General features: G+C 63.5%; 26 protein-coding genes. 20 read left to right on the forward strand and 6 right to left on the reverse strand.

Annotation, left to right across the window (positions count from 1 at the left end; translation table 11 throughout):
- Positions 1–44 precede the first annotated feature (44 nt).
- The 3 genes from AC56QQ_RS13695 to AC56QQ_RS13705 all read left to right on the forward strand — a co-directional run bounded on the left by AC56QQ_RS13695 (position 45) and on the right by AC56QQ_RS13705 (position 1749).
- Entirely contained in the window at positions 45–833 is a 789-nt protein-coding gene (locus AC56QQ_RS13695; RefSeq protein WP_489862232.1) for a methyltransferase family protein, read from the forward strand.
- Between the two features lie 302 nt (positions 834–1135).
- Complete coding sequence (locus AC56QQ_RS13700) at positions 1136–1300, forward strand: DUF3309 family protein (RefSeq protein ID WP_091581271.1); 165 nt, start codon at positions 1136–1138, stop codon at positions 1298–1300.
- Between the two features lie 275 nt (positions 1301–1575).
- On the forward strand, positions 1576–1749 hold the full coding sequence (locus AC56QQ_RS13705; RefSeq protein ID WP_489862231.1) for a hypothetical protein: 174 nt from the start codon (positions 1576–1578) through the stop codon (positions 1747–1749).
- Positions 1750–1921: 172 nt separating this feature from the next.
- Here the strand turns inward: AC56QQ_RS13705 and AC56QQ_RS13710 are convergent, their stop codons facing one another.
- The 3 genes from AC56QQ_RS13710 to AC56QQ_RS13720 form a co-directional block, all read right to left on the reverse strand.
- On the reverse strand, positions 1922–2992 hold the full coding sequence (locus AC56QQ_RS13710) for a sensor histidine kinase (protein ID WP_497127901.1): 1071 nt from the start codon (positions 2990–2992) through the stop codon (positions 1922–1924).
- A 184-nt stretch (positions 2993–3176) separates the two neighbouring features.
- Positions 3177–3470, reverse strand: a complete 294-nt coding sequence (locus tag AC56QQ_RS13715; protein WP_489862229.1) for a hypothetical protein — start codon at positions 3468–3470, stop codon at positions 3177–3179.
- A 215-nt stretch (positions 3471–3685) separates the two neighbouring features.
- A complete protein-coding gene (locus AC56QQ_RS13720) occupies positions 3686–3943 on the reverse strand; it encodes a hypothetical protein (protein WP_497127903.1) in 258 nt (85 codons plus the stop codon).
- A gap of 74 nt (positions 3944–4017) precedes the next feature.
- On the opposite strand from AC56QQ_RS13720, the gene AC56QQ_RS13725 reads away from it, so the two are divergent.
- From AC56QQ_RS13725 to AC56QQ_RS13770, 10 genes are all read left to right on the forward strand, one after another.
- Positions 4018–4305, forward strand: a complete 288-nt coding sequence (locus tag AC56QQ_RS13725; RefSeq protein ID WP_497127905.1) for a DUF982 domain-containing protein — start codon at positions 4018–4020, stop codon at positions 4303–4305.
- 211 nt (positions 4306–4516) lie between these two features.
- The gene (locus AC56QQ_RS13730) at positions 4517–5242 is read left to right on the forward strand and encodes a GntR family transcriptional regulator (RefSeq protein ID WP_256753534.1); all 726 of its coding nucleotides are present in this window, start codon (positions 4517–4519) and stop codon (positions 5240–5242) included.
- Between the two features lie 3 nt (positions 5243–5245).
- Entirely contained in the window at positions 5246–6286 is a 1041-nt protein-coding gene (locus AC56QQ_RS13735) for an ADP-ribosylglycohydrolase family protein (RefSeq protein ID WP_497127907.1), read from the forward strand.
- Positions 6283–7266, forward strand: coding sequence for a PfkB family carbohydrate kinase (locus AC56QQ_RS13740; protein ID WP_497127909.1), 984 nt, complete (start codon positions 6283–6285; stop codon positions 7264–7266). The genes AC56QQ_RS13735 and AC56QQ_RS13740 overlap by 4 nt, the downstream gene beginning before the upstream one ends.
- Positions 7267–7305: 39 nt before the next feature.
- Positions 7306–8367, forward strand: a complete 1062-nt coding sequence (locus tag AC56QQ_RS13745) for an ABC transporter substrate-binding protein (RefSeq protein ID WP_497127911.1) — start codon at positions 7306–7308, stop codon at positions 8365–8367.
- A gap of 64 nt (positions 8368–8431) precedes the next feature.
- Entirely contained in the window at positions 8432–9301 is an 870-nt protein-coding gene (locus tag AC56QQ_RS13750; RefSeq protein WP_497127912.1) for an ABC transporter permease, read from the forward strand.
- A complete protein-coding gene (locus AC56QQ_RS13755) occupies positions 9301–10089 on the forward strand; it encodes an ABC transporter permease (RefSeq protein WP_497127913.1) in 789 nt (262 codons plus the stop codon). Before AC56QQ_RS13750 ends, AC56QQ_RS13755 begins: the two co-directional genes overlap by 1 nt.
- On the forward strand, positions 10089–11156 hold the full coding sequence (locus tag AC56QQ_RS13760) for an ABC transporter ATP-binding protein (RefSeq protein ID WP_497127914.1): 1068 nt from the start codon (positions 10089–10091) through the stop codon (positions 11154–11156). Before AC56QQ_RS13755 ends, AC56QQ_RS13760 begins: the two co-directional genes overlap by 1 nt.
- 72 nt (positions 11157–11228) lie before the next feature.
- A complete protein-coding gene (locus AC56QQ_RS13765) occupies positions 11229–12479 on the forward strand; it encodes an aconitase X (protein WP_497127915.1) in 1251 nt (416 codons plus the stop codon).
- Positions 12476–12949, forward strand: coding sequence for an aconitase X swivel domain-containing protein (locus AC56QQ_RS13770; RefSeq protein ID WP_497127916.1), 474 nt, complete (start codon positions 12476–12478; stop codon positions 12947–12949). The genes AC56QQ_RS13765 and AC56QQ_RS13770 overlap by 4 nt, the downstream gene beginning before the upstream one ends.
- On the opposite strand, the gene AC56QQ_RS13775 is transcribed toward AC56QQ_RS13770, so the two are convergent.
- Together AC56QQ_RS13775 and AC56QQ_RS13780 are read right to left on the reverse strand one after the other, a co-directional pair.
- Complete coding sequence (locus tag AC56QQ_RS13775) at positions 12910–13995, reverse strand: SIP domain-containing protein (protein WP_497127917.1); 1086 nt, start codon at positions 13993–13995, stop codon at positions 12910–12912. The two genes, AC56QQ_RS13770 and AC56QQ_RS13775, sit on opposite strands and share 40 nt — an antisense overlap.
- 2 nt (positions 13996–13997) lie before the next feature.
- Positions 13998–16115 carry a TonB-dependent hemoglobin/transferrin/lactoferrin family receptor gene (locus tag AC56QQ_RS13780; protein ID WP_497127918.1) on the reverse strand — a complete coding sequence of 706 codons (2118 nt, stop codon included), beginning with the start codon at positions 16113–16115 and terminating at the stop codon, positions 13998–14000.
- A gap of 183 nt (positions 16116–16298) precedes the next feature.
- On the opposite strand from AC56QQ_RS13780, the gene AC56QQ_RS13785 reads away from it, so the two are divergent.
- Positions 16299–17252, forward strand: a complete 954-nt coding sequence (locus AC56QQ_RS13785) for a heme/hemin ABC transporter substrate-binding protein (RefSeq protein ID WP_497127919.1) — start codon at positions 16299–16301, stop codon at positions 17250–17252.
- Positions 17253–17261: 9 nt separating this feature from the next.
- Here the strand turns inward: AC56QQ_RS13785 and AC56QQ_RS13790 are convergent, their stop codons facing one another.
- Positions 17262–18290 carry a LacI family DNA-binding transcriptional regulator gene (locus AC56QQ_RS13790; RefSeq protein ID WP_497127920.1) on the reverse strand — a complete coding sequence of 343 codons (1029 nt, stop codon included), beginning with the start codon at positions 18288–18290 and terminating at the stop codon, positions 17262–17264.
- 336 nt (positions 18291–18626) lie between these two features.
- Between AC56QQ_RS13790 and AC56QQ_RS13795 the strand changes: the two genes are divergently transcribed.
- The 6 genes from AC56QQ_RS13795 (at position 18627) to AC56QQ_RS13820 (ending at position 25428) form a co-directional block, all read left to right on the forward strand.
- Entirely contained in the window at positions 18627–20240 is a 1614-nt protein-coding gene (locus tag AC56QQ_RS13795) for an ABC transporter substrate-binding protein (protein ID WP_497127921.1), read from the forward strand.
- Between the two features lie 82 nt (positions 20241–20322).
- Positions 20323–21183, forward strand: a complete 861-nt coding sequence (locus tag AC56QQ_RS13800; protein WP_497127922.1) for a carbohydrate ABC transporter permease — start codon at positions 20323–20325, stop codon at positions 21181–21183.
- Positions 21180–22139, forward strand: coding sequence for a carbohydrate ABC transporter permease (locus AC56QQ_RS13805; RefSeq protein ID WP_497127923.1), 960 nt, complete (start codon positions 21180–21182; stop codon positions 22137–22139). The genes AC56QQ_RS13800 and AC56QQ_RS13805 overlap by 4 nt, the downstream gene beginning before the upstream one ends.
- Positions 22136–23227, forward strand: coding sequence for an ABC transporter ATP-binding protein (locus tag AC56QQ_RS13810; RefSeq protein ID WP_497127925.1), 1092 nt, complete (start codon positions 22136–22138; stop codon positions 23225–23227). The genes AC56QQ_RS13805 and AC56QQ_RS13810 overlap by 4 nt, the downstream gene beginning before the upstream one ends.
- A 3-nt stretch (positions 23228–23230) precedes the next feature.
- Positions 23231–24307 (forward strand): ABC transporter ATP-binding protein, encoded by a 1077-nt coding sequence (locus AC56QQ_RS13815; protein ID WP_489862210.1) that lies wholly within the window; start codon positions 23231–23233, stop codon positions 24305–24307.
- Between the two features lie 35 nt (positions 24308–24342).
- A complete protein-coding gene (locus AC56QQ_RS13820) occupies positions 24343–25428 on the forward strand; it encodes a Gfo/Idh/MocA family protein (protein WP_497127927.1) in 1086 nt (361 codons plus the stop codon).
- Positions 25429–25480 lie beyond the last annotated feature (52 nt).

A 25480-nucleotide genomic window follows, 5' to 3' on the forward strand; every position in this document is an offset into this window, starting at 1 on the left:
CATAGATTGCATGAATAGAGGAAGGCAACCCCTGCCTGGTTTCGGTGATATATATCCGGTTTAATACCGATCTGATCTTGTCAATTAACTGCCCGGCAATGGTTGCGTGCAAAGGTCGGCCCGAGGGGAACATCGGGGTGCTTGCATTGCTTCTGTCAAAAAGTGAAACGCTTTCGCGGGCCAATGAGGACGAGATTTTGTCCGCGGCGCGAAAGCGCGAAATCCTGATCGACCTGCGGGAGGGCTTCTTTCGCGCCTGCGCGCTGGCTTTCGCGGCGCTCTTTGTCTACCGCGGCGTGTATCACTTCGTGCAGGATCCGACCCGGCTCAACATCGCGCTGATGGCGATTTCCGAGGTGTTGACCTTCACTTGGCTGCTGCTGTCACGGCGGCCGGTGACGCGCGACTGGAACCCGCTCACCGTGGTCGTCTCCGTAATCGCCAGTTTTGGCGCCGCCTTCATCACCCTTGAGCCGGGCATCACCATTATCCCGGTTTATGTCGCCGCACCTCTGCAGTTCCTGGCGTTGTGGTTCGTCATCTGGGGGAAGATATCGTTGGGGCGTTCCTTTGCCATCCTGCCCGCCAATCGCGGCGTGATGACCGGCGGTGCCTACCGTCTGGTGCGACACCCGATCTATGCCGGCTACCTTGCTGGCCATATTCTGTTCCTGCTGTCGGCTTTTTCCTTCTACAATTTGGCCGTCTACGCCGTGATCACTTACCTCCAGCTGTATCGCATCCTGCGTGAAGAGGCCCTGCTGGCCACCTTGCCGGAATACCGCGCTTACATGCATCGCGTGCCCTACAGGCTGTTCTACGGGATCGCCTGACAACAAGGCCGCATGAACGCTGACGCCTGCTGCCCGCCCGCCCGCCGCCGAGGCCAAAAGAGCACCGGGATCGGAAGTACAGAAGCAGCCGTGGGGCTTTGACCGCACTCTCCTGGCATCCGGCCGATCGGAAGGCCCGCCACTCCAGGCGGGCATTCCGCGTGAATCAGGTTTTTTCCGCCGATTCCGCTACCGACAGGTCGCGCGGAACGCTAACGCGCTGAAAGCGTTCATTCCCAGCAACATGCGAATGGCGCGATGTTGAGACCGGCGCATCAGCGCCTACAGGAGCGGGAAAACCCATGAGCTTAGGCACCATACTAATCATCATTCTTATCATTGCACTGCTCGGCGGGTTCAGTGGCCTTGGCGGCGGTCCGTTCTACGGAACCGGATATTATGGCGGCGGTGGGCTTGGACTGGTGCTGCTGATCATCATCGTGCTTGTCGTGCTCGGACGCATCTAGCCGTTCCGCCCGGTCATCGCCGGGCTCGCAATCTCGTGACCGCGCCAACACCGCGGCGCACCGGATTGTGATGAGTTCAGGTCGGCTTGTGATCCGGCGTTCCGCAAGGATCTCTTATGGTGGTTGCGGTCCACACCCCCCGTGGAAACAAGAGGAGAGGGTCCCACCCCTTGTCCTCCCCCAAGGCCCGCTCCGGTTCTGCCGTGGCGGGCTTTGCTTTTTGCGGTCGAGGGAACCGGCTTGCGTCGGTACCGTTGAGTTGTGGAAGGCTGATAATGCCCCTGACGCTCCGGACAACACTCTGCGAAATTCGCGATGATCTTCACGCCCTGCGACGGATGGTGGCAGCGCGCGGCCATATCGAGACCATCCAGGGAATCGATGCGCTGATTGGGGTGGCGGAGGCAGAGACCATCAAGGCCATCCGCCGTATTGATCGCACTGTCTGATCAAAAAAGAATCGGATGAACGCCAGGGAAGATGACGCTGCAAATTTGCCTGGTCGCTGCTGGCAATGCGCGGCAGTTTACCAGGGCCGGATGCGCTGAAGTCCCGACGGTTTTGGGCAGCCATCCCCTCAACCAGATCAGCACTCGGGAGGCATGTATCGTGGCAGTGGTTTCAAGCCGCCCGCGGCACCCGTGAGGTAAACGTCGCCCGGGTCACCGACACGCTGGTGCCGTCGGTGTCGCTGACGACTTCCACCTTGGCCTCCAGTTGCTTCACCAGAGCCTCGACGATGGCCGTTCCAAGGCCGGTGGCCGGCAAGTCATTGGCGATCTTGCCAACGCCATTGTCCGAAACCGTCAGCTTCCAATCGCTGCCCGCGGTCTCGAACGTTACCTGGATACGGGCGTCGGTCTTCTCCTTGGGGAAGGCATATTTGATGGCGTTCAGAACGAGTTCGGTGACGATCAGGCCGAGGCTGACGGCGCGCTGCGAATCGATCCTGCCGCCTTCGGCGATAACGGTAACGTCGATCGGCTGGACTTCGCCAATCATCGATGCGGCAAGGCTGCCGCACAGTTTCGAAAGGTAGGACCCAACGTCGATCTCGTCGATGCCAGCCGAAGTGTGAAGATGGCGCTGCACTTCGGCCACGGACAGAACCCGTTGATGGGCGTCCTTGAGATGCTGGCGCGTCTCTTCCGACGTGACCGAGCGCGCCTTCAGCAACAGGATGCTGGCAATGATCTGCAGGCTGTTGGCAACCCGGTGCTCCATTTCGCGCAGCAGGACGTCTTTCTGGTGGAGCAGATCTTCGGTGCGCTTGAGCAGATCTTCCTTTTCCCGCTCAATGACACGACGGGCGGTTATGTCGTTGAAGGCCAGAAGGATGGTGATGGCTGAACTATGGTCGTAAAGCACCTTGCGGGCATTGAGCAGCATGGTGCGGCGGCCAATCCGCGGGAAATCATGCTCGACCTCGAAACCGTCCATGGCGGTCTTCTCGGGAATGATCGTCTCCAGCAACAAGCGAAGGGCGGGAATATCCCACTGACCGTCACCGAGCGCGTAGAGCAGCGAGCCCTGGGTCTGCGCGGGGTCGACTTCGAATGTCTTGTAGAAGGAGCGGCTGGCCGCCAGCACGCGAAACTGCTCGTCGAGGACGAGAAACGGCTCGTTGATCGTGTTGACGATGGCCTGCGCCAGCGTCTGCGCGTCTTCGATATTCGCGATGGGTTGAAACATGGGGCACTAAGCCAGACGAGCGGCGTTTTGCCTCTCCAAACGTGGACATATACCTTTACCCGCCCGTTGTCGCGAATTGAATCCGCCTGGCACGGTGATGTGATTCCACATCGCGTTGAAAATAGGCGGGCACTTGGCCCGCCTATTTCGGCTGTCTTGGGGCATGCGCCGGAAGCGAAGTGCGTCAGTTCGCGCCGCCGAGCTGCTTGGTCATTTTGCAGAAATTGTCATGGGACTTGGCAATGGCCTCGTCGCCACATTCCTTCATCATGCCTGCACGATCTTCTTCCTTCATGGCCATCCAGGCGGCCTTGAATTCCGCCTCGGACTTCATGGTCTTCATACCGGCGTCGGTGAAGAAGGGCGACATCTTTGCCGGATCGTCGAGCGCGGATGTTCCGGTGCTGCCGCCGGCAAGGGCCGAACCAGTCATCATTGCAAGCGCCATCGCGCCCATAGCGAGCATCTTGAAGTTCATCTGGATATTCCTCTCTGTGGAGGTCATTGGAATAAACGACCTAGAAACAAACGGGACCGAGAGAAAACAGTTCCTTCAAGCGAGCAAATATTAAAACGAGATTTTATTTTTTCGGCTTGGCCTAGTGCGCCGCCTAGCCAGTATCGGCGTTTTGGCGATATTTCCGGGCTTGGCCGTCCGTATTAAGTGCGGGCCAGCATCCAGGCGCCGATCCTTTACTCCATGTCCGGTACGTCGCCGCTGACAAACAGCGTGTTCGGCGGGCCGTATTCGCCCATCGTTGGGTCGGCGTCGCGGCTCCAGGCGATGACGCCGGCATGTTTTGACGCCAGAGCCCTGGCGGTGCGTATGGCGCGGTCCTCGCTCTGCTGGTCGGCAGGGCCGAAGGCCGCAAACAATTCGCCGTCCTCGCCACGATCGAACGCGACCACGACGATCAGCTTGGGACTTTTCTGGCCATTGGAATCGGACATCTTGCACCTTCCTTCCGGAACCTATCACAATAGCGGAAATTAGGTTGGCACGTTCGATTTCGGGAGGTGAGGTGGTGCGGGACCAGCGTTTCGACGAGCCGGTCAGGATTGCGCTCGGCCGCTCGGGGAACACGATCTTCAACGTGGAGAGGGTCGCTCAAGCTGCCGACATTCTGATGAACCGGTGGCCGGTTGCGACAGGGCAAAGGCACATGGTCGCTCGCAAGGCCTGCCTGGCCGTGCTTGAAGGGAAGAAAGAGGCCTCGGTGGCGCGCGCGGCGTTCATCAATGCCGCGATCGAGGCCGACATCCTCATCGAGCCCCGTGAGGTGTCTATGCCTGCGCCAGTTCGATCAAGCTGATTCAGGATTTGCCTCTATCCCCCTGATTGATCGGGATTTTTCGGCAACCATGTTAGGGCTTTCGGCGTCTTGCCGTCCGGCCGCATAACCCGCTTTGTCCGCATTTCCGCAGCGTTCGCTGCCCGTTTGGCCTGCCTCGGCATCCCGTTGACACGAGACCCATGTCAATATATTGAACAGGACTATACAGGTTCACTGAACAGGTGCCCATATGAAACGGCGTGCGGTTCAACTGTCTCCCGGCACGGGAAAGCCCGAGCAGATAGCCACCGTTCTGGAGCATGAAATCCGCTCCGGGGTTCTCGGTTTCGGCGACCGTCTGCAAAGCGAGAACGAGCTCGTCCAGCGCTTTTCCGTCAGCCGCAACACCGTGCGCAAAGGCCTCGAGGAGCTGTTGAGCCGTGGGTTGATTACCACCAAGGTCGGTATCGGCTCCTTCGTCACCTTCGATGGCAAGCCAGTCGACGACGCGGTCGGCTGGTCGCGGGCGCTGGCCAATGCGGGCGCCAATGCCGAGACCCGCACGCTGCGACTGGAGGTCATCGAGGACGCCGATCTGGCATCCCTGCTTGGCATCGAAAGCCCTTTCTTCATCGCCGTCGACCGGGTGCGCACCAATGCCAGCGATGGCCACGCGATCTCCATCGAGCGCAGCCGCCTGCCACTGTCGCCCGAACTGGAAGACGTGCCGTTGCGTGGCCTGCGCGAAGGGTCACTGCACCAGACGCTGCGCGGCGCCGGGCTCATTCCCGACCATGGCGAGGAATGGGTCGGCATCGAAATGCTCAATGCCGAGGATGCCGCCATTCTCGGCTGCCCGCAAGGCACGCCGTTCCTGCGCGGCCGCCGGCTGACGCGTGCCGCCGACGATCGGCCGATCGAATATGTGACCAGCCTGCTCAACCCGGCGCATTTCGCGCTGCATATGAGGTTCTGAGCGATGCCGGACACCACCAGGGACACGCTCGATCGCGCCATGGGCGCACTTGTCGGCGGAGCGCTGGGAGACGCGCTCGGCATGCCGACGCAGCTTTTGTCGCCAGCACGGATTGCCGACCTCTACGGACATGTCGAGGATTTCATCGCACCCTTCGCCGATCATCCGGTGTCGAAGGGACTGCTCGCCGGCACCATTACCGATGATACCGAGCAGGCGCTGCTGCTCGGCCGCATTCTCGTTGAATCGGGCGAGCGCTTCGACCACACGCGCTGGGTCAACGCGCTGCTCGACTGGGAGCGTGAGGTCAAGGCGCGCGGCAGCTACGATCTGCTGGGGCCGTCGACCAAACGCGCCATCGACGCCATCAACAACGGCGTGCCGGCGGAAGAGGCGGGGCGCGGCGGCGATACCAATGGCGCGGCCATGCGCATCGCGCCGGTCGGCATCATGATGCCGCCGGAGCCACTCGACGCGCTGGTCGCCAAAGTCGCCGAGACCTGCCGGGCGACACACAACACCTCGATCGCGATTGCGTCGGCCTCCGCCGTCGCGGCCGCCGTCAGCCGTGGCGTTGCCGGTGGTGACTGGCGCGCCGCTTCCGACAGCGCCGTCGCGGCGGCGAGGCAAGGGGCGACGCTCGGCCATTGGGTGACCGGTGGCGACATCGCCGCGCGTATCGTCTGGGCGCAGGATACAGTGCGCGGCAAGGCGACGGGGGATGCGATCCGGCTGATCACCGACCTGGTCGGCACCGGCGTCGCCAGCCAGGAATCCATTCCTGCCGCCTTCGCGGTACTGGAAGTCGCCGGCGGCAATCCGTGGCAGGCGGCGGTCATCAGCGCCAATCTCGGCGGCGACACCGACACGATCGGCGCCATCGCGGCCGGCATGGCCGGCGCCTGCATGGGCTTTTCCCAACTGCCGCAGCAGCATATCGCGCGGCTAAAGGGCATCGACTTGGCTGAGGTTCGCGCGCTGGCCACCGACCTCGTGGCGGCAAGAGTGGCGAAAGCCGGGTCCGGCAAGGACGTAGCGGCATGAGCGGGCGTCTCGTCCATATCGGCAGCGCGGTGGTGGATTATGTCTACCGCATCGATGCCTTGCCGGCGCCCGGCATGGAAAAAACCGCATCGAGCTTCGCCCGGGTCGCCGGCGGCGGCTTCAACATGATGGTCGCGGCGGCCCGCACCGGCATGAAAGTGGTGTTCGGCGGCCAGCTCGGCAGTGGGCCGAACGGAGATTTCCTGCGCGCTGCCTTCGCCGCCGAGGGTATCGAGATGCTGACGCCGCCATCGCCCGTCATGGACAGCGGCAATTGCGTCGCCATGATCTCGAGGGACGCCGAACGCACCTTCGTCTCGTGGCCCGGCGCGGAAAGCGTGCTCAGCCTTGACATGATGGCGCCTGTCTCGGTCGCGCCGGGAGACTGGGTGTTCACCTCCGGCTACACGCTGAGCTATCCCAGGAGCCGCGACGCGCTGACCGACTGGATCGAAGCGCTGCCGTCCGAAATTCCCTTCGTCTTTGATCCGACGCCGATCGTATCGGACATTCCACGCCCGATCCTGTCGCGGGTGCTCGCCCGCACGACATGGCTGAGCTGCAACACGGCGGAGGCGGTCGAGATCGCCGGTCCGGGCGATGTCGACGCGGTCGCCGCACGGCTGCTGGCCGATCACTGCCCGAAGGCAGCGGGCGTCATCATCCGCGCCGGCGCGAAGGGCTGTCATGCGTGGCTGGCCGACGGCACTGCGCAAACCATTGCCGGATTCGAGGTCGCCGCCATCGACACCAACGGCGCCGGCGATACCCATATCGGCGCTTTCGTCAGTGCGTTGGCGCGCGGCGTGCCGCCGTTCGAGGCAGCGCGCTACGCCAATGCGGCGGCGGCCATTTCGGTCACCCGCCACGGCGGGTCATCGGCGCCGACCGACGACGAGATCCAGACATTCCTGAGCCATGCCGACGGTCCGTCGACCGGCGATCCTGGCCAGAACCGGAAGGCCCATCAGACAGCCTGACAAGCCCGGGAAGCGGGCAAACCAAAGAGAGGAACGAACATGCGCATGCCTGATTTGACTGCCCTGTTGACGGCGACCGCCGTCTTCACCTCAGCACTCGCCTTCGCAGCCAAGGCCGACGAAGTGCATGTGCTCAACTGGAAGGGCTATGGTGCCGACGAACCATGGGCCATCGCCGCCTTCGAGAAGGCGACGGGCCACAAGGTCGTCAACGACTTCTTCAATTCCGAACAGGAAATGCTGACCAAAATCCGGACCAATCCCGGCCTCTACGACGTCGTCATGATCAATGCCGCCTTCAACGACCAGGCGATGGCCGAAAAGCTGATCCAGCCGATCGATACGTCCAAGCTGCCGAACTATGCCGACATCAGCAAGGACAAGGCCAGCTCGCCGATGCTCGACCATGACGGCAAGGTCTATGGCGTGCCGTGGGTCTGGGGCCTGACCGCGCTCGCCATCAACGAAAAGTCGTTCGACAAGCCACCGACGAGCATCGCCGAAATGTGGGACCCCGCCCACAAGGGCCGCGTCGTCATCCGCGACGACGCCGTCGAGGCGGTCCAGTTCGGTGCCATCGCCACCGGCCAGAACATCAACGACATCAAGGATATGGACGCGGTCAAGACGAAGCTCACCTCGCTGATGCCGCAGATCAAGACCTTCTGGAGCTCGGAGAACGACTGGAACCAGATGGTCGCCTCCAACCAGATCGACATCGGCACCTACTGGAGCGGCTCGGCGGATCGTGCCAAGACGCACTTCAAGCTGCCGGTCTCGCTGGTCATCCCCCAGGAAGGCGCCGTCGCCTGGCTCGACGCTTTTTCCATTCCGGCAGGCTCCAAGAATGTCGCCGGCGCCGAGGCTTTCATCAACTACATGATCGACCCGAAATTCTATGTCGAATGGGTCACCAAGGTCGGCGCTCCAGTGTCCGCCAACACCAAGGCGGTGGAAGCACTGCCCCAGGATGCCTTTAACCGCAAGGTGATGGGTGATCCCGAGGTTGCCAAGCGCATCCAGTTCCAGGCGCCGATAACCGACGCGCAACGCGAGGCCTATCTGGCGCTGTGGCAGCAGCTCAAGGTCGACGTGAAGTAAAGTCGACGTCCGGGCCGGCCGGCTCACGCCGGCTGGTTCTTCCAATCCTGGGGAGGAGGGTATCATGGCAGCGCAGGGTGCGACCGCATCGCGCGGCGGGCTGAGATCGGCACTACCGCTGCTTGCGCCCGCCTATCTCTGGCTGACGGTGGCGATCTTCCTGCCATTGTCGGCCATGGTGTTCTTCTCCTTCATGACCGAGCTGCCGCTGTCGGGAAAGCCGTGGGCGTTCACGCTCGGCAACTACACCGCCTTCTTCTCGCAGGGCCTTTATCTGACGCTGCTCCTGGCCTCGCTGCGGCTTGGCCTCGAAGTGACTTTGTGGTGCATCGTCATCGGCTATCCCGCTGCCTACGTGCTCGCCAAGGTGTTGAAGGGCCGTAGCCGCGAGGCGATCTTCCTGCTCGTCATCCTGCCGTTCTGGTCGAACGGGCTGGTGCGCATCTTCTCCTGGGCGATGGTGCTGCGTGAAGGCGGCATTCTCGACACCGCACTCAACGCGGTGCTGCCGTTCAAGATCAACATTGATCTGATGTATTCCTATCCGGCCGTCATCATCGGGCTGGTGCACTCCTATGTGCCCTACATGGTGCTGACCTGCTACCTCACCCTGCAGGCGATCGACGACTCGCTGATCGAGGCGGGGCGCTCGCTCGGCGCCTCGCGGCTGCAGGTGCTGAAGCGGGTGATCATCCCGCTGTCGATGCCGGGGCTGGTGGCGGGCGCGGCGCTCATCTTCGTACCTGTCGTCGGCTCGTTCATGGAGCCGCGCATCCTTGGCGGGCGCACCGGCACCTTTTACGGCACGGTCATCGAGGACCAGTTCGTCGCGGTGTTCAACTGGCCGCTCGGTGCCGCGCTCTCCTTCATCCTGCTGGCCGTCGTACTGGTCATCCTGGCGCTGGCGGCGCCGGTGCTGCGGAGGGCTGCCTGATGATGACGACACGCATCCTCGAATGGCTCGGCCGCCTCTACATCGGGCTGCTGCTCGCCTTCCTCTATCTGCCGATCATCATCATGGCGCTGATGTCGTTCAACGTCTCGCCTTTCTACCAATTGCCGTTCGAATGGACGACGGAATGGTACGCCTCGCTGTGGCAGAACGACCAGCTGATCTCCGCCACCTGGAACAGCCTCGAAATCGCCGTCATCACCACCATCATCTGCACCGTCCTCGGTTCGGCGGCGTCGCTGGCGCTCTATCGCTATGAATTCCGTGGCAAGAAATTCCTGCAGGCGCTGCTGTTTCCGCCGATCGCCATTCCGTGGCTGATCACCGGCACGGCAATGCTGATCTTCTTCTTCGGTGTCGGCATCGGGCGCGGCCTGTTCGCCATCCTGCTCGGCCATGTCGCGTTGGCCTTGCCCTACGTCATCGTCGTCGTCTCGGCCCGGCTGCAGACCTTCGCGCCAGAGCTTGAAGAGGCGGCGCGCTCGCTCGGTGCCAACCAGTGGCAAGTGACGAACCGCGTCACGCTGCCCTGGATCATGCCCGGCGTCATCGCCGGCGGGCTGTTTGCGTTTGCCGTATCGTTCGACCAATTCGTCGTCTCCTACTTCCTGGCGACGCCCGGCCAGACGACGCTGCCGGTCGAAATCTATGCCGCAATCCGCAAGGGTTTCACACCCGAGATCAATGCGGTCTCGACGATCATCATCGTCGTGTCGATGGCGCTCATGCTGCTCACGGCGCGCTTCTTCAAATTCGGCGGAGAAAAATAATGGCCGGCGTGCAGGTATCGAATGTCTCCCGCAGCTTTGGCGCGCACAAGGCGCTGGACGATGTCTCCATCGATTTCGCCGATGGCGGCTTCTATGCGCTGCTCGGGCCCTCGGGTAGCGGCAAGACCACACTGCTGCGCCAGATCGCCGGTTTCGATTTTCCCGATTCCGGCCGCATCGCCATCGGCGGCGAAAGCGTCGAGCGGGTGCCGGTCGAAAAGCGGCGTATCGGCATGGTGTTCCAGAACTATGCGCTGTTCCCCAATATGAGCGTCGCAGACAATGTCGCCTTCGGCCTTTCGGTGCGTGGTGAGGCCAAGGCAGTGATTGCAACGGAAGTGCAACGTGCGCTCGACCTCGTGCAACTCGGCAAGCTCGGCGGCCGACGGCCACATCAACTGTCCGGCGGCCAGCGCCAGCGTGTGGCACTCGCCCGCGCCATCGTCACCAAGCCCCGCGTGCTTTTGCTCGACGAGCCGCTCGGCGCGCTCGACAAGGCGCTGCGCGTCGACATGCAGATCGAACTGAAACGCATCCAGCGCGAGATCGGCATCACCACCATCTTCGTCACCCACGACCAGGAAGAGGCGCTGACGATGAGCGACCGCATCGGCATATTGCGCGATGGCAGGCTGGTGCAGGAAGGGCCGCCGGAGGAGATCTACGACCGGCCAAAGAGCGAGTTCGCCGCCACCTTCCTTGGCGACGCCAACATCTTTCGCGGCGACGCGACGGGCAACGGCATTCGCCTGCCGGACGGCACCGCGATTGCCGCTGGAGCGGGTGCCAAGCTTGCCGCCGGCGCCAAGGCGAGCTGTGCCGTGCGCCCCGAACGCATCCGCATCGCCACCGATGCCGGGGCTCCGGATACGGCCAACGCCAACATGCTGAAGGGGCAAGTGTCGAAGCGCATCTTCGCCGGCAACAACAGCACCTATTTTGTCGAGCGTGCCGGCCAGACGCTGAAGGTGATCGTGCAGAATACCGGCGCTGACAGGCTGGCGGAGGGGCAGGACGTGGTTCTGCGCTGGTCGCCGGATAGCACGGTGCTGATCGCGGCGGGCTGATGCTCACGCCGGCTCTTGCCAGACTGTTCGCAATCAGGGACAGCATAACCGGGCACAAGCCGGAGCATACCGATGACCTTGGAACTGAGTGCGCGAGACCGATCCATGCTCGACGGCGAACAAGGTTCGTCGGCTGCCGCCGCGATGAAAATCCTGGTCGCGTTTTCCAATGCGGTCGGGGCAGGCAGCCTGCTCGATATTTCCGGCTCCCATATCGATGGCTGCCTCTACCATGGCAAGGCAGGGCTTGATTTCGTCGAACGGCTGGTCGAGGGCGGCGGTCGTGTCCAGGTGCCGACGACGCTTAATGTCGGCTCGTTCGATCTCATCCATCCCGGCATGGTGAAGATGCCGGCGGCGGAAGAGGCGCCGGCGCGGCGGCTGATGACGGCGCATATGGAGCTCGGCTGCCAGGCGACCTTCACCTGCGCGCCCTACCAGACGCGGTTTCGGCCAGCATTTGGCGAGCAGATCGCCTGGGGTGAATCCAACGCCATCGTCTTTGCCAATTCCGTGATCGGCGCGCGCACCAACCGCTATGGCGATTTCATCGATCTGTGCTGCGCCATGACCGGGCGGGCGCCGGCCTGGGGTCTGCATCTGAGCGGCAACCGGCGCGGGCGGATCTTGTTCGAGCTGGCCGTTCCCGAGCCGGAGCCGAGTGACAGCCTGTTCGTCGGCGTCGGGCTGATCATCGGGCAAGCCAGCGGCGACCGCATTCCGGTGATCTCAGGCCTGCCTCGGCCCCGCGACGAAGACCAGTTGAAGGCGCTGGGGGCGGCGGCGGCAACGACCGGTGCGGTGGCGTTGTTCCATGCGGTCGGCATCACGCCCGAGGCGAGGACGCTCGATGAAGCGTTCGATGGCCAAGCTCCGGAGGAAACGGTCCGCATCACCCGCGCCGACATCGACCATGCGCTGGCCAGGCTGTCGACCGTGCCGGATGGCGTGCCGTTGGCGGCCGTGTCGCTCGGGACGCCGCATTTCTCGCATGAGGAATGGATGCGCCTGTTGCCGTTGCTGCGCGCGGTCGCTCCGGGCAGGGGCATCCCGATATACGTCAACACCGGGCGCGCGACGCTGACGCGATTGCAGGAGGAGGGCGCGCTGACCGGCATGGAAGCATTCGGCCTCATCCCCGTCGCCGACACCTGCACCTATGTCACCTCGATCCTCGAGCGTCTCGACGGGGTGGTGATGACCAATTCCGGCAAATGGGCGCACTACGCGCCAGGCAATATCGGCGTGTCCGTCGCCTTCGCCGAGATGAAGGATTGCATCCGCTCCGCGGCAGTCGGGCATGTCGTGCGGAGCGGCTCATGACGCAGCCGGTGGAAACAAAGTCCGTCGAACGGACCGGCACTTTCCAACTGGCCGGGGAAGCTGCAGGACAGGCCCTGGTGTTTTCGCAGGCGCTCAGCTTCTGGGGCGGCATAGATGCGGAGACCGGCGACGTCATCGATCATTCGCATCCGGACCTTGGCCAGAATGTCGCCGGCAGCATCCTGGTCATGCCGAGCGGGCGCGGTTCGTCGTCCTCATCCTCGGTTCTGGCCGAGGCGATCCGCAGGGGCACCGCGCCGGCGGCCATCCTGATGAAACGGCCGGACCCGATCCTGGCTGTGGGCGCCATCGTCGCCGAGTTTCTCTACGATATTCGCATGCCGCTGGTGGTGTGCGATATTTCGAGCATCGCCTCCGGCGACCGGATCACAATCAGCTCGAGCGAGGGTGGCCGGGCGATCGTCGGCGTTCAGCCAGCCATCAAACCGGCGGAGCCACGACGCCAGTAGGCAGCGGCGAGCGTCTGATCGCGGCCAAGCACCAGCGTGTCGCGCCAGTGCTCGCGGACGATCTTCGCGGCGGCGGCTTCCGCCGCGAACCAGCCGAAGGTCGAAACGTCCTTCGGCCACGCCACCGAGCGGACGGCCTCGGCCAGCAGCTTGTCCTCGCCTGCCGGTGCGCCGTCCCTTGTTAGCCAGTGCAGCTCAATGGCGGTGGCGTTGGCGATCTCCTGTCTTTCGGCATGATCGGCGATTTCGACGAAGGCAACGCCCTTGGTTTGCGCGGGCAGCGTCTCCAGCAGCCGCGCCAGCGCCGGCAGGCCGGTTTCGTCGGCGCCCATGACGTACCATTGTGCCGGTCGCACCGGGCGGCCGACTGGCCCCATGATACCGACCTTCATGCCGGGTGCCGCCTGCATGGCCCAGGCCGAGCCGACGCTCTCGCCGGGATGGACGAGGAAGTCGACATCGATGATGCCCTTGTCCGCGTCGAGCGCGCGGATGGTGTAGACGCGCGCCACCGGCCGCCGGTCATCGCCAGGCCAGACCGGCAGGCCATTGTCGCCGAGCATCGGCCATAGTGGATCGGGGACCTCCCGGGTCGGAAACAGCATGCGGATATGCATGCCGCCGAACTTGGCGAAGCGGGTGAGATCGTCGCCCGCCAAGCGGATGCGGCTCATATGCGGGGTGAGGTGGCGAACATCGGTCACCACCATCTCGCGGAACTGGGCGAGGCGGGTCTCGCCGGCGAGATCGCCTGTCCAGACGATCTCGGGATTTTCCTCCTCGGCATACACCTCCACCGCCGTAGCGAGCAGGTCCTTGATGCGGGCGAGGCCGTCTCGGTCGGTGGCGTTGGCCCGCATCACCAGACGCTCCATGTCGAAGGAGGCGCCGCCGAAGGCAAAGCGGAAATCGATGCGCTGCCCATGCTGCGAAGCATCGGCCTCGAAACTCCGCAGCCTGTCGCTGATGCGGCCCATGTAGTCGGGCAGGTGCCGCAGGTCGAGACGCGCCTCGCAGGTCAGTTCGCTCGCCGATGCCTTGCTCATTGTCAGCCTCCGATCCTGCCTGTGAGGGCCACCTTGAAGGTGCGGCCCTTGCCTTGTTCGGTAGCCGCCGTGGTTGACCATGCGCTTTGCGGGTCGGTGTAGGCGGTGTTAAAGACGTTATCGACAGCGAAATCGAGCCTGGCGTTGTCGTTGATGCGCCAGTTGGCGAAGACGTTGACCAGATCGAAACCGTCATCGACGACCGGCACGGCGCCGGGATTGCTGCGGCTGGTGCGGGTGATCTTGCCGACGCTGAGATATTGCGCGCCGACTGTGAGCTGATCCTCCAGCATGCGGAACCCGAGCGTGACCGAGAACCGGTCGAGCGGCGTGTTGTTGAGCGCCTGGCCGGCGTAGACGCCGCTGATGACCTTGGCGTTTATCAGCGCGCCGGCGAGATTCACGAAACCCCGGCCGTAGTCATAGACCATCTCGGCCTCGACGCCCTTCTGACGCGCATCGCCGATGTTGATCGCCGTGCGCGGCAGGACGGTGAGATCGACGTCGATATAGTCCTCGACATCGGTGTGGAAGACGTTGAGTTTGGCGCGCAGCCGGTCGCCCGCCGTCAGCACATCGTCGTATTTCATGTTGATGCCGGCCTCCCAGTTCTTCGCCGTCTCGGGCTGCAGCAGGAGATTGGGCCGGTAGCTGTCGGCGCCGCCATGCGCGCCGCCGCCACGGAAGACATCCTGCAGGCCCGGTGCCCGGTAGCCTTCGGAGTAGGTGCCGTAGAGCTGGAAGCCTTCGAAGAGTGTGACACCGACGGTCAGGCGCGGCGACCAGCGGTCGCCGGAGATCGACGCCTGTTCCGGCGGCACGGAGCGGGTCTCGCCGTCGAGCTGGTAGCCGTCATAGCGCAGGGCCGTGATCACCTGCAGCCAGGTCTCATAGTCGCCTTGCCACTGCAGGAAGCCGCCATAGCCCTGCTGCTCGCCGGCGCCGAAATGCGCGGCTTCCGAGGACGCCTCGAGATAGTAATAGTCGAGCCCGTAAGTCAGCGTATGGGCTAACCCCCAGGCGTCGAAGCGCGAGGAGTTCTTCACATTGAAGCCCGACGTGGCGACGTCGTAGAAGCGGAAATTGCCGATCGCCGAGGTGGGCCAGACCTGCGTCTGCTCGGCACGGGTGCGGTTGTGGTAGGCATTGGCGCTGAGGTCGATCAGCTGGTTGTCGTCAGGCTTCCAGGTGTAGGCGGCCGTGTAGGTCTGGTTGGTGGTGTTGGTATCGTAGCGGCTCAGCGTCGGCGAGGTCGAGCCGCTCGAGCCGGTGATCTGGTCGTTGTAGCGCTGCAGGATGGCGCCGAGCTTCAGCTCGTGGCCGTCGGCTGGCCGCAGTGTCGTCTTCAAATAGCCGCTGGTCACCCGCTCGCCGGTCCAGGGCACGGTTTCACCATTGCCGTCGGTGTAGCTGTCGCGGTTGCGATAGACGAGGTTGCCGATGATGTCGGCATCGTCGCTGAAGCGGTAGGCGCCGGTGGTGCTGGTGGTGAAGCCGTCGCCATTGTCCTCGTAGCCGAGCTTCTCGCTCAGCGCCCAGCGCTCGTCCTTCTTGAGGAAATCGCCGGCATCCTTGGTCTCGAAGGAGACGACGCCGCCAATGCCGCCCGAACCATAGGCATTCGACACCGGGCCGCGAATGACGGTGGCTTCCTTGATCAGGTCCGGCTCCACGTAGAACGAGCCTGAACCGTGGCCGACGCGCCAGTAATCCTGGCGGGCGCCGTCGAGCGTCACCACGACGCGGCCATACTGTTCCAAGCCGCGAATGTTGATGGCTGTCGCGGGGTCGTCGCCGTTCATCGAGGCGGCGACGCCGGGCGTGGTGCGGAAGATGTCGGCGGCGGTCTCGGGTTGGATGCGGTCGAGCTCGTCGGAATCGACGGCGCTGATGGCGGCCATCGATTCGATGACGGCGGTCTTGATCATCGTCGCCGAGATGGTGATGAGGTCGAGCACCGTTGCAGGCTGGTTCTGCTTGGCAGTGGCTGGTGCCAGGCGGGCGGTCTTGGCGGTCGCCCCCTTCTGCTCTTGCGCGCTGGCCTGCGGCGCCGCGTACAGGCCGAGCACGAAGGCAAGCGCAGTGCTCGCCATCAAGGTCGTGTTTGTTGTCGTTGTCATGCAGCCCCCAAGCAAAAGCGAAACTGCTGGCGATGGCTGAACGGGCCTTGGCTGGCATGATGGAATCCCTCGACCCAAGTGGCGGGGACCAGGCTCACATATTAAAACATGATGACATAAGTCAACTTTAAATTTATAGGCCCGACATCTTCATCGAAAAGGCAATTGGACAGGAGCAGAAGCATGGTCGGGAGTGTGGGTGAGGGCAGGCGGATCGGTTGGTTCCAGCCAGGCAGGATCGCAGCGATGCTGCTTCTGGCGCTGTCGGTGCTGGCGCCTTCCTGCGGCTTCAAGGCCCTGGCCGGTGAAAGTGTTGTCGACGCGCTGGGACGAACCGTCGCGCCGGGAGCGGCAACCAGAATCCTGACGCTTGGCTCCGACGTCACCGAGATCGTCCATGCGCTCGGTGCCGGCGAACGGATCATTGCCGTCGACCGGGGCAGCAAGTATCCGCCATCGGTGACTGGGAAGCCCAATGTCGGCTATCGCCGCCAGCTTTCGGCGGAAGGGCTGGCCGGACTGCGTCCCGATCTGATCCTGGCGGCCGAGGATTGCGGGCCGCCCGAAGCGCTTGAGGTGCTGAAGTCGCTGGCATTCCCGATCGTCTTCATCCCGCAGGACAACAGCCCGCAAGGCATCGAGCGCAAGATCGCGTTGATCGCTGCCAGCCTGGGGCTCGAGGAAAAGGGCAGGACTGTTTCCGCCGAGGTGCTGACGGCCTTTCAGGCGGCCGCCGATCTGGCTGCAAGAATCCCGCCGGAACGGCGCAGAAAGGTGGTGTTCTTCCATGGTCTCGAGAAGTTGAGCGCCGCCGGCGCCGGCACCTCGGCTAATGCCATTATCCGCTATGCCGGTGGCCTCAACCCGATGGATGTGGTCGAGGGCTACAAGGCGGCGTCGGAGGAAAAGCTGATCGAGATGGCGCCTGACGTGATCCTGATGATGAGCGACGGCAAGGGTGGACCGACGCCCGAGCAGGTGTTCGGCAACCGTGCGCTGGCGGCAACGCCGGCGGCGGCAAACAAGGCACTGATCGTGCTCGACGGCGCCTACATGATTGGCTTCGGCCCACGCACCGCCGACGCAATCCGCGACCTGGCGAAGGCGCTTTATCCGGAAACGGAGAGCCCCGACTAGGCCTGCCCATCAAATCTCCGGAATGTTCTCCTTGAAGATCACCTGCAGCCTTGGCTGGTGCAATTCGTAGGGCAGCCCCCTGACCGCATGGGTCAAGGTGTTGAGCGCCTCACGCGCCTCGACGCGCGGGTTCTGGTCGATGACCGCGTCGAGCGTGCCGTCGAGCAGAAGATCCTTGGTGCCTTCAGTCACCTCATGGCCGAGGAAAACCATGGACTGCGCGCGGCCGCGCTCCTTGAGCGCGCGGGCGATGCCGGTGTTGCCGGCGCCGACATTGTAGATCGCGGCAAGATCCGGGTGCCGTTCCAGAAGGGCGGACGCCTCCGAATAGGCCTTCTCGCGGTCGTCGAGCATTTCGCGCATCTCGACGATCTGCAGATTCGGCGATTCCTCGGTCAGGATATGGCGGAACCCCATCTCGCGTTCTTCGTGGCCGCGATAGGAAAGCGAGCCGGCGAACAGCGCCACCTTGCCCGGACGCCCTGATCCCATGAAGCGGTTGAGCAGATAGCCGGCCAGGCGGCCGGCGGCGCGGTTGTCGATGCCGATATAGGCGACCCTCGGCACATGCAAGATGTCGGAGGCGATGGTCACCACCTTGATGTCGTTGGCCGACAACGAGCGGATCGCCTCGCGCACCGTCGGATGGTCGAGCGCGATGACGCCGACGCCTTGCGTCTGTCCGCGCAGGTCCTGCAGCAAACGGGCGAGCCGGTCGGGATTGAAGCCCTCTATGGTGGCGATGTGCACATCGAGATCGGGGCGCGCAAGGGCCTGCGCCTCGATCTGGCGGTGCAGCATCTTGATGAAGGAATTGGTGCCGGCGGGCAGCGCGAAATCGAGCCGGATGATGTCGCCTGGCAAGGGCCTTGGCGGCGCCCCGTTCGGGCCCTCGGCGATGTAGCCAAGCCGCTGCGCCATTTCGAGCACGATTTCACGCGTGCGCGCCCGAACGCCGGGGCGGTTGTTGAGCACACGGTCGACCGTGGCGGGCGAGACACCAGCTTCCCGGGCTATGTCAGTCAGGGTGGACCGCACCGTCTTTCATCTCCTGCATGCGTCAGGTCGTCTGGCGACGGCTTCCGTGCCATCCGCGATTCTGATGGGAAATGATGTATCCGGCCTTGGCCGATGTGCAAGCTGCGGGGCTAAATCAATTCGTCCGACAGGAATGAGTGGGGTTTGGAAGGGGAGCTTCCCATCAAATCGAGGCATCAGAAGTGGTGTGTGGACCCCGGAACGATGCATTTTCTCGCCTTTTTTGCAATGTTGTGAGGTGTTTTGATTATTTATGATGTTGACAGCCTTACCGTGCTGCCGTCAATATCCCTCATAGGGTCGTGGAGGAAACGTGGCCCTGAGGGAGGAGTTCCAATGTCCAATTTGATCCGCATGTCGCGGCGCCGCTTGTTGGCGTCCGGAGGAAAGGCGGCCGTCATCATGGCTGCCGCAGGCATTGCACCGAAATTCATTCGTCCCAGCCGCGCCTACGCGGCGGACGCGCTGGCGCCAGGCATGATCGGCGGCCCGACGGGCTTCGACGGAGCCGAGCGCTACCAGTATGGCGCCGACACACCGGAAGGCCGCGCCATCGAGGCCACCAAGGCGTTGAAGGGCGCCGGCAAGGCACCAGCCAAGATCGTGCTCGGTCTCTCGGATGGTTCGATCGGCCAGCTGACGCAGCCTTTTCCGGCCGGCGCGCCGTCGATCAAGGATCTGTGGGAAAAGGAGACCGGCATTCCGATCGAAATCGTCGGTCTGCCGAACGGCCAGGAATTCACCAAGACGATGCAGGACATCTCCACCAAGGGTGGGGCCTACGACATCTATTCGACCGAATGGAACCGTCTCGGCGACCTCGCCGAGACCGGCGGCATCGCCAAGCTCGACGACTTTGTCGCGCAATACAAGCCGGAATGGGACGATCCCAAGACCGGCTATGTCGACGGCGCCAAGGGCGTATCGCTGCTCAACAAATATCGCGGCTCGAACTATGGCGTGTCGCTCGACGGCGACTTCCAGACCTTGGTCTACCGCACCGACCTGTTCGGCGACGAAGCCGAGAAGAAGGCCTTCAAGGACAAGTACGGCTACGATCTGGCGCCGCCGAAGACATGGAAGCAGCATGGCGACATCGCCGCCTTCTTCCAGCGCCCGGACAAGGGCCTGTTCGGCTCGACCGACCTGCGCAACCAGGGCTGGGGCTACACCAACTGGTATCAGCGCTACGTCTCCATGGCTTCGCCCAACCAGTTCCTGTTTGGCGATGACGGCAAGCCGCTGATCAATTCCGAGCAAGGCATCGCCGCCACCAACGAATATGTCGCGTCGCTCGCGCACCATTCGCCGGACGCGATCTCGTGGGGCTGGCCGGAACAGTATGGCAATTTCGCCAAGGGCGGGGCGGCGATGACCTGCGCCTTCTCAAACCTGCCGAAGTTCCTCGACAATGCCGGCAACAAGGATTCGGCTGTCACCGGCAAGATCGGCTCGATGCTGCCGCCCGGTCGCGAGATCGACGGCAAGCTGATCAGCCGTTCCGTGCTGTGGTTCTCGCTGACCGGCATGGTCTCGTCGCAGTCGAAAAACCAGGAGGTCGCCTATCTCCTGCTGCAATGGCTGGGCTCCGCCCGCATCTACGCCTGGATGAGCGCCAACCCAGGCGGCTATCTGGATCCATTCCGGCTTTCGGATTTCTCCGATCCGCTGGTGCGCCAGACCTACCATGCCTACCACATGGACATTGTGCGCGAGACGGTCGCCCGCACGGTGCCGACCATCAACTATCCCGGCGCCACCGCCTTCCACAATGCGTTGGACGAAAACCTCATGGCCTCGCTGACCAAGGCGAAGACATCAGAGCAGTCCATGGCCGACACCGAGACCGAGTGGAAGAAGATCGCCCGGCGCATCGGCGAGGACAAGCTTCTCGAAGCCATCAAGACCAACAAGGAGGCCTGGCCGACCGTTCTCGATCCGATCAGCTGATCCGTCTCCCTAGATCAGAGCCGGAGGGGAGGAGCACCTGCTCTTCCCCTCCGCAACCGACGCCACCAGCAAAAGCAGCCAGATGAAGCGTTCCATCCCCTTCGAGATTTTCCGCTACGCCGCGATCCTCGCGGCGATGGCGGTGACGCTGGTGCCGATCCTGTGGATGGTGTCGATGGCCTTCAAGCCGATCGCCGAATGGTCGGCGACCGGGGCCGACCTGACATGGTGGCCGAAGAACCCGACGCTCAGCAATTTCCGCTTCGTCTTCGGCGAGTCGACCAACAATCTGATCGTCGCGCTCGACCGCACGGCGCTGAAGCCGATCCTCTCATCGCTGCTGTCGGCGGTGTTCGGAACGGCAATCGCCATGTCGGCTGGTACGGCCGCGGCTTACGGGCTGTCGCGCTTCGGCTCCGGCCAGAACCTGCCGCTGGCGCTGATCCAGCTCAGGCTGTTTCCGCCGATGGCGGTCATGATCCCGGTGATGATCATGTGGTCGTTCCTCAATTTCACCGACAGCTGGTGGGGGCTGTCGCTGATCTACGGCATCGTCACCCTGCCATTCGCCTTCTGGCTGATGAAGGCCTTCTTCGACGACATGCCGCGCGAGATCGAGGAGGCGGCCCTGGTCGAGGGCTGTTCGCGGTTGCGCGTCTTCACCCGCATCACGCTGCCGATGATGCGCGCGCCGCTGGCCAGTGCCGCGCTCTTCGTCTTCATCCTCAACTGGTCGGACTATCTGATCGCGCTGCTGTTAACGACGCGCGAATGGGTGACGATCCCCGTCTACATGGCCTCGCTGTCATCCTCGATGACCGGACAGCTCTACGGCGCCAAGGCAGCGCTCGGCCTGATCGCCGCCGTGCCGCCAGTCATCATGGGCATCGCCATCCAGCGCCATCTGGTGCGAGGGCTGACCTTCGGGGCGCTCAAGCAATGAGCGCGGTGACTGGGACGATTTCGGAGGACGTGATGAAAGCCGTCCAGGCAAGACCGGCTCCGCGTGACGAGGGCGCTAGGCTCGGCTTCCGGCTGACGCTGCCGGCGCAGGTCCTCGTCCTGTTCATCTCGGCCTTCCCGCTGTTGATGCAGCTCTACATCAGCGTCACCGACTGGTCGCCGCTGTCGGGCCTCGGCTGGTGGAACGCCTGGTCGCTGTGGAACAGTTTTGCCAACTACACCGACCTTGCCGCCGATGCGCGCTTCTGGAGCGCGCTGAAGCGCACGGCCATCGTCATGGTCGTCTGCGTGCCGGCGGAATTCCTGCTTGGTTTGGCGCTGGCGACGCTGTTTGCAGACGATTTTCCGGGCAAGCGGATATTCTACTCGATCCTGCTGATGCCGATGATGGTGGTGCCAGCGGTCGCCGGCTACATGTTCTTCATGCTGTTCCAGTCGGGCGGCCCTGTGAACGACATCCTGTCGTCGCTCACCGGTTCTCCCGTCACCATCGCCTGGCTGTCGGATCCGACGCTGGCGTTGATCGCCGTCATGGTCGCCGACATCTGGCAATGGACACCGCTGATGTTCCTCATCCTGCTTGCCGGCCTGGTCGGCGTGCCGGAGGACCAGATCAAGGCGGCGACGCTGCTCGGCGCCAATCCCTGGCAACGCTTTGTCACCATCGTGCTGCCGAAGATGAAGACGATCATCATCATCGCGCTGGCGATCCGGGTGATCGAGAACTTCAAGATCTTCGACACGCTCTACATCATGACCGGTGGTGGCCCCGGCGTCGCCACCGAGACCATCTCCGTCTACATCTACAAGCTCACCACGCAGGACCTGATCTGGGGCTATGTGGCGGCGATCGCGCTGGCCATACTGATCGTGCTCTCTATCGTCGCCGTGTTCGCGATTAAGCGCATGGCGCGGGCAAGGCAGGTGCCGGCATGAGCGCGATCCACCTGCAGAACCTGGTCAAGAAATTCGGCGATTTCACCGCGCTGAAGACGATGGATCTGGCCATCGCCGACGGCGAGTTCATGGCGCTGCTCGGGCCGTCGGGCTGCGGCAAGTCGACAACGATGAACATGATCGCCGGCATGGAGGAGCCGACCGGCGGCAGGATTCTGTTCGGCGAACGCGATATGGCAGGCGTGCCGATGGGGCGGCGCGGTGTCGGCTTCGTCTTCCAGAACTACGCCATCTTCACCCATATGACGGTGCGCCAGAACCTCGCCTACGGACCGAGGATGCGTGGCGCGGCGAAAGCCGAGATCGACCGCCGTGTCGGCGCCATCGCCGAAATGCTGCAACTGACGCGGCTGCTCGACCGCAAGGCCGACCGGCTGTCGGTCAACATCTTGCAGCGCGTGGCGATCGGCCGTTCGGCGATCATGGAGCCGGCGATCTTCCTGCTCGATGAACCGCTCTCCAATGTCGATGCCGCCTTCCGGGCTGTCATGCGCACCGAGCTGAAACAGTTGCAGCGCCAGTTCCGCCAGACCATGGTCTACGTCACCCATGACCAGCTCGAGGCGATGACCATGGCCGACCGCATCGCGGTCATGGACCATGGCGTACTGCAACAGGTCGGCACGCCGCTCGAGGTCTACAACGATCCGGCCAATGTCTTCGTCGCGCGCTTCATCGGCGCGCCCGGCATGAATCTTCTCAAGGGCAGGCCGGCGGAGAGCGACCGGGGGGTGGTCGTCGATCTCGGACCCCTGGGCGTCACGCCGCCGCTGCCGGGCGAACTCGCGGCCGCATTGCGTGGCGCGCGCGGCGACGTGCTTTACGGATTTCGGCCGGAACAGGCCTCGCTGGTGCAAGACGGGCAGGGCCTCGCCATGCAGGTCAGCTTCGTCGAACGGATCGGTGCACGCACCATCGTTCATCTCGGCCAGAGCGAGGCTGCCGTGAAGACGGTGTTCGACAATGACGTCGGACTGGTGATCGGCGACATCGCCGTCGTCGCGCCCGCCGCGTCGTCGGTGCGTATCTTCGATGCCGCTACCGGCGTTGCGATGAAGGCGGGTTGAAGCATGGCTGATATCGTCTTTCGCAATGTGACCAAGCGCTACGGCGGCACGCTCGCCGTCGACGACGCCTCGTTCACGGTCAACGACAACGAGTTCTTCTGCTTCTTCGGGCCGCCGCTGTCGGGCAAGTCGACAATCCTGCGCCTGGTGCTCGGGCTGGAGACGCCGGATACCGGAGACATCCTGATCGGTGGCAAGCTGGTCAACACGGTGTCGCCGGCCGAGCGCAACGTCGCCATGGTGTTCCAGAACCTGGCGCTGTTCCCGCATATGAGCGCACTCGACAATGTGCGCTTCCCCCTGGTCGAACGCGGGGTCGCCGAGGCCGCGATCGGCAAGCGGGTCGCCGATGTCGCGGCGAAGCTGCATATAGGCCACATCCTGCACAAGCCGCCGGCGCAGCTTTCGGGCGGCGAGCGGCAGCGCGTGGCGATCGCGCGTGCGCTGGTGCGCGATCCCAATGCGTATCTGATGGACGATCCGATCTCGGCGCTTGACGCCAGGCTGCGCGAGGAGACGCGGGTCGAGTTGAAGCGCATCCAGCGCGAACTCGGCAAGACGCTGATCTATGTCACGCATGACCAGGAAGAGGCGATGTCGGTCGCCGACCGCATCGCCATCCTGGAGCATGGCAGGATCAGGCAGATCGGAGCTCCGGCCGAGATCTACGACCGCCCGGCCAGCACCTATGTGGCGCGGCTGCTCGGCTCGCCGATGATGAACATATTGAAATCGGCGCGCGGCGAGGGCGGCGTCGAGGCCGCCGAAGGCACGATCCGCATTGCAGACAAGACGGCTCCCGCCGATGCCGTCGAGATCGGGCTCAGGCCGGAAGACATCAAGGTCAGACCGTGGGCGGAGGGGGGCGGGGCTGACGGGGTGTCAGGCCGCCCGGCGCGGGTGTTCGAGGTCGAGCCGCTCGGTGGCTACACCGTGGTGACCCTCGAAGCCGGGCAGGCACGGCTGAAGGCGCTGTTGCGCGGCCAGCCCGACATCAGGCCCGATGCAATGGTGGCGATATCCTGCGAGCCGGCCAGAGTGCATTATTTCGGACAGAGCGGGGGAGCGCTGGCACGATGATTGCGGCCGCGAGGAAAGAGTTTCGGGAGGATAACATGGCAGGCAAAGGCTTCGAGCCGGACGTGAAGGTCCGCACGAAAGAATACAGGATCGGTTGCGTCGGCGCCGGCATGATCATGGCCGAGTGCCATCTCGCTGCCTACAAGGAAGCGGGCTTCCCGGTGGTGGCGATTGCCTCGCGCACCAGGGCGAATGCACAGAAGGTGGCCACGCGCTGGGGCATCCCGATCGTGCACGACACGCCGGAACGGCTGATCGAGGACACCAATGTCGAGATCATCGACCTTGCCTTTCCGCCCGATCAGCAGCCGGCGTTGATCCGCCATGCGCTGAAGCAGAAGCACATCAAGGCTGTCCTGGCGCAGAAGCCATTGGCGCTGTCGGTCGAGGAAGCGGTCAAGCTGCGTGACGAGGCGGCGAAGGCCGGCAAGATCCTCTCCGTCAATCAGAACATGCGCTACGACCAGTCGATGCGCGTGCTGAAGCAGATCATCGACAGCGGTGCGCTTGGCGACATTGTCTTCGCGCAGATCGACATGCACGCCATCCCGCACTGGCAGGCCTTCCTCGAGGATTACGACCGGCTGACGCTCGCCAATATGAGCGTGCACCATCTCGACGTGCTGCGTTTCCTGTTCGGCGACCCGGATGAAATCACGACGCTGACGCGCAAGGATCCGCGCACGAAATTCGACCATTCCGACGGCATCACCGTCTCGACGCTGCGCTTCCCGTCCGGCGTGCTCGCCGTGTCGCTGGAGGATGTGTGGTCCGGCCCGCGCCAGGACGGCTACAAGGACGACCAGCATATAAATTGGCGCGTCGACGGCACCAAGGGCGTCGCCAAGGGCACGATCGGCTGGCCGACAGGTTCCGCCTCGACGCTGACCTACGCCTCGACCGAGACCACCGACGGCAAATGGGTGACGCCCAGCTGGGACACGATGTGGTTCCCGCATGCCTTCATTGGCGTGATGGAGCAGCTCCAGCACGCGGTGAAGACCGGCACGCCGCCGGCGCTGTCGGTCGCCGACAACGTCAAGACCATGGCGCTTGTGGAGGCGGGTTATCGCTCGATCGACGAGGGCCGCACGGTCAGGCTTTCCGAAATCGCCATCTGATCAACGCAGCTGAAACACCAGACAACTGAATCGCTTACAGGGAGGAATTCAC

Source organism: Mesorhizobium sp. RCAM 05099, assembly GCF_059683685.1.

Excerpts from the sequence above, each read along its gene's own strand:
- AC56QQ_RS13720 (WP_497127903.1), bottom strand. The coding sequence starts at position 3,943 with ATGTCCGATTCCAATGGCCAGAAAAGTCCCAAGCTGATCGTCGTGGTC.
- AC56QQ_RS13750 (WP_497127912.1), top strand. The coding sequence starts at position 8,432 with ATGGCAGCGCAGGGTGCGACCGCATCGCGCGGCGGGCTGAGATCGGCA.
- AC56QQ_RS13820 (WP_497127927.1), top strand. The coding sequence starts at position 24,343 with ATGGCAGGCAAAGGCTTCGAGCCGGACGTGAAGGTCCGCACGAAAGAA.
- AC56QQ_RS13770 (WP_497127916.1), top strand. The coding sequence starts at position 12,476 with ATGACGCAGCCGGTGGAAACAAAGTCCGTCGAACGGACCGGCACTTTC.
- AC56QQ_RS13780 (WP_497127918.1), bottom strand. The coding sequence starts at position 16,115 with ATGACAACGACAACAAACACGACCTTGATGGCGAGCACTGCGCTTGCC.
- AC56QQ_RS13705 (WP_489862231.1), top strand. The coding sequence starts at position 1,576 with ATGCCCCTGACGCTCCGGACAACACTCTGCGAAATTCGCGATGATCTT.
- AC56QQ_RS13710 (WP_497127901.1), bottom strand. The coding sequence starts at position 2,992 with ATGTTTCAACCCATCGCGAATATCGAAGACGCGCAGACGCTGGCGCAG.
- AC56QQ_RS13745 (WP_497127911.1), top strand. The coding sequence starts at position 7,306 with ATGCGCATGCCTGATTTGACTGCCCTGTTGACGGCGACCGCCGTCTTC.
- AC56QQ_RS13800 (WP_497127922.1), top strand. The coding sequence starts at position 20,323 with ATGAAGCGTTCCATCCCCTTCGAGATTTTCCGCTACGCCGCGATCCTC.
- AC56QQ_RS13760 (WP_497127914.1), top strand. The coding sequence starts at position 10,089 with ATGGCCGGCGTGCAGGTATCGAATGTCTCCCGCAGCTTTGGCGCGCAC.
- AC56QQ_RS13735 (WP_497127907.1), top strand. The coding sequence starts at position 5,246 with ATGCCGGACACCACCAGGGACACGCTCGATCGCGCCATGGGCGCACTT.
- AC56QQ_RS13700 (WP_091581271.1), top strand. The coding sequence starts at position 1,136 with ATGAGCTTAGGCACCATACTAATCATCATTCTTATCATTGCACTGCTC.
- AC56QQ_RS13715 (WP_489862229.1), bottom strand. The coding sequence starts at position 3,470 with ATGAACTTCAAGATGCTCGCTATGGGCGCGATGGCGCTTGCAATGATG.
- AC56QQ_RS13815 (WP_489862210.1), top strand. The coding sequence starts at position 23,231 with ATGGCTGATATCGTCTTTCGCAATGTGACCAAGCGCTACGGCGGCACG.
- AC56QQ_RS13785 (WP_497127919.1), top strand. The coding sequence starts at position 16,299 with ATGGTCGGGAGTGTGGGTGAGGGCAGGCGGATCGGTTGGTTCCAGCCA.
- AC56QQ_RS13775 (WP_497127917.1), bottom strand. The coding sequence starts at position 13,995 with ATGAGCAAGGCATCGGCGAGCGAACTGACCTGCGAGGCGCGTCTCGAC.
- AC56QQ_RS13755 (WP_497127913.1), top strand. The coding sequence starts at position 9,301 with ATGATGACGACACGCATCCTCGAATGGCTCGGCCGCCTCTACATCGGG.
- AC56QQ_RS13740 (WP_497127909.1), top strand. The coding sequence starts at position 6,283 with ATGAGCGGGCGTCTCGTCCATATCGGCAGCGCGGTGGTGGATTATGTC.
- AC56QQ_RS13805 (WP_497127923.1), top strand. The coding sequence starts at position 21,180 with ATGAGCGCGGTGACTGGGACGATTTCGGAGGACGTGATGAAAGCCGTC.
- AC56QQ_RS13765 (WP_497127915.1), top strand. The coding sequence starts at position 11,229 with ATGACCTTGGAACTGAGTGCGCGAGACCGATCCATGCTCGACGGCGAA.
- AC56QQ_RS13730 (WP_256753534.1), top strand. The coding sequence starts at position 4,517 with ATGAAACGGCGTGCGGTTCAACTGTCTCCCGGCACGGGAAAGCCCGAG.
- AC56QQ_RS13795 (WP_497127921.1), top strand. The coding sequence starts at position 18,627 with ATGTCCAATTTGATCCGCATGTCGCGGCGCCGCTTGTTGGCGTCCGGA.
- AC56QQ_RS13810 (WP_497127925.1), top strand. The coding sequence starts at position 22,136 with ATGAGCGCGATCCACCTGCAGAACCTGGTCAAGAAATTCGGCGATTTC.